This window comes from Dolichospermum lemmermannii CS-548 (assembly GCF_028330815.1).
Lineage (GTDB): Bacteria > Cyanobacteriota > Cyanobacteriia > Cyanobacteriales > Nostocaceae > Dolichospermum > Dolichospermum lemmermannii.
In genome coordinates, this window is the sequence record NZ_JAQMTJ010000174.1 from 1 (window position 1) to 2801 (window position 2801).

1 pseudogene is annotated in these 2801 nt (G+C 44.0%); it reads right to left on the bottom strand.

From position 1 onward, the window contains the following. Window positions 1-204 precede the first annotated feature (204 nt). Window positions 205-2667, bottom strand: a pseudogene (locus tag PN450_RS11610) (Tn3 family transposase); the annotation flags it as partial. Window positions 2668-2801: the final 134 nt, after the last annotated feature.

A 2801-nucleotide genomic window follows, 5' to 3' on the forward strand; every position in this document is an offset into this window, starting at 1 on the left:
AGTAAATCACCAAAAATGTCATCAAAATCTATTCTCAATAAGAAGCAATAAGAATGCACACCACCTGGAGAGGTCAATAGATAAGCGAAAGAAGATATTCAAGAAACAATTATAAGTTAGACTAATCAATTAAAGTAAAAGGGGTGAAATGAGCAACGGTACAGAAAGTTACGCTAAGGCTGAAACGGTTACTACACAGGCATTCTAATCATCCTGTTCATTAGGGTCGTTTGGATCACGCAGCGATCGCATTTCCCCCTGCATAACGGCAACAGGCAAAGAGAAATGATAACGTCCCAACATATTGATGTGAGAATGTCCCAAAGGCGATAGCCGCGCTACATCTTCTTGATTTATGCTCTGTTGGGAGCCAATAGAAGCCAGTGCAGCATCCATATAATATGTATTCCATAGTACCAAAGCATTGACCACCAAGCCCAAAGCCGAAAGTTGGTCTTCTTGTCCCTCCCGGTAACGTTGGCGCAACTCTCCCTTTTGACCATGAAATATAACTCTGGCCAGCCCATGCCGTCCTTCACCCCGATTTAACTGAGTCAAAATGCGACGACGGTAAGCCTCATCATCAATATAGTTCAATAGGTACAAAGTTTTGGCTATACGCCCTAATTCCCCAATCGCCCGACCCAAAACAGAAGGTTTATCACCTCGGTATAAAGTTCGGATAATATCTATTGCACTCACCGTTCCCAACTTCAAAGAACCTGCAACTCGCAACATATCATCCCAATAATTCTCAATAAAAGAAGTATTGACCCGTTGCCGTGCTATTCCATTAAGAACGCCATAATCTGCAAGCGAATCCAAACGCCAAAAGCGAGCTTCCCCCACATCAGCCAGTCGAGGACTAAACTGGTAGCCCAGTAGCCAAAAAAGACCAAATATCACATCACTATAACCGCTTGTATCAGTCATAAGTTCCTTGGGACGAAGAGAAGTCTGTTGCTCCAAAAGCCCAACCAACACAACCAGAGAGTCGCGGAGCGTTCCAGGAACCACCAAACCGTGAAAACCCGTAAACTGGTCTGAAGTAAAGTTGTAGTAAGTAATACCCCGACCCCGACCAAAATATTTGCTATTGGGTCCTGAATTTAGTGTTTGCACAGGCACTACAAAACGCAAGCCATCTGCCGAAGCGACTTCTCCTCCACCCCAAGTCTGCGCCAATGGAATCTGAGTTTGAGCATCGACCAACCGTGCATTAGCACTCTTCAAGGTTTCAGAACGAAAGTAGTTTTGCTGTATCCAAGCCAGTCGATTACGAGTTAAGGCTGGGATATCTGCCCGGATAACTGGCTTCAGACCTATGTTGCAACTTTGAGCTATCAGCACTGCACAGACACTAATGTGTAAATCAGTTACTCGTGAGCTATCCTGACTACCGTGGTTAAATTCATCCATAAACCCGGTTTTGGCATGGATTTCCAGTAAGGCTTCTGGTAAATCCACACGGGGAAGTAATTCTGCTACCAGTATTTTTAGAGTTTTCAAGCTGGCAGGTTCTTCCAACTTATCCAAATTGGTGACTGTTAAAGTATCACGTCCTTTTTTATTAGGCTCGATGCGTACCGATGCATTGCTGGGCAGATTATTGGCAGTACGATGAAATGCCGAATCGAGTTGCTGTTTCAACTTAGACAGTTCCGCACCGGGTGTTGGTTGCAGGTTCAGTGCGCGACAAACTTGTGGTCTAGCTGATTCCCAGTCTTTCCCTTGTAGTAATTTGGCATGGGGATTGCTCCAACGGATACTAGGAGTGATAAATAATTCTCGACGACGCAATCCCTCACACAATCGCTCTAAGGTACAGAAAGTATAAGCACGACGGTCAATATCTGCATTGGGTTGTACAATTAATTGTAACCAGCCTTTAGTAATGCCATTGAGTGGAGCAGTATCCATCTTGGGATTTGCTTTCTTCTCAATACTTTTGAGAAATTCCACAGCCTTCAGAATTGACTGACCAGCAATTGTTGCTTGAAAATCAATTGTCCGCAGCAGTGAAGGGAGAAATCTGCGAACAATTGTCCAACGCTTTAATAGTTCTGGGTAATAGTCATCTTCAGGCGGTCTGGCCAATTCTTCCACTTTTGCCACAGACGCTTGTAACTTATCTTCAGGAATGAGTTGAAAAATGACTTCACGCACACTTTTATCTTCACAATTGGGGTCAAGTATCACTGCACAGGCTGCACCCAATCGTAAAGCTGCCGTATCCAGGTCTTTTATGGTGCGTAACCGTTCTTTTTTTCCATCCCGCACTGACTTGGAGAGTAAATCCTTGATCAACAATTCCAGCACATCGAGGGTGTCATCAGCAGCTTCCGCTTCCAATGTATGAATAAAGGCAAGTAGAGTCGCAATTCTTCGCTCAAAAGGCATACGAGCAATCGCCTGAACTCGAATTGTTGCTGCATGGCGGGCAAGGGCTTTTAATCTGCTGGCTGGGATACCAGAGAAATTTAAAGTGTTGATACCCAGGGAACGCACTTTTACTAGACGATTTAAAGCATTAATCAAAGCGGGACTGCTGTGACGAGTTGGCGCTCGCCGTAACTGGTCTAGTTGTGTGTACCAAGTTTTCTCATCAGGTACTAGTAAGGCTTCAAGCTTTTCCCGTTGTTCCTCAGAAGGAATTTTGGATAAAACCCACATTCCGCACCCCAAAATGTTACAGAGGGAAATTACGGAGATGAAAATCAAAGGGAGCATCAAAACAAACAGATAAAGTGAAAAAAGGCATTTGAGAAACAGTAAATCACCAAAAATGTCATCAAAATCTA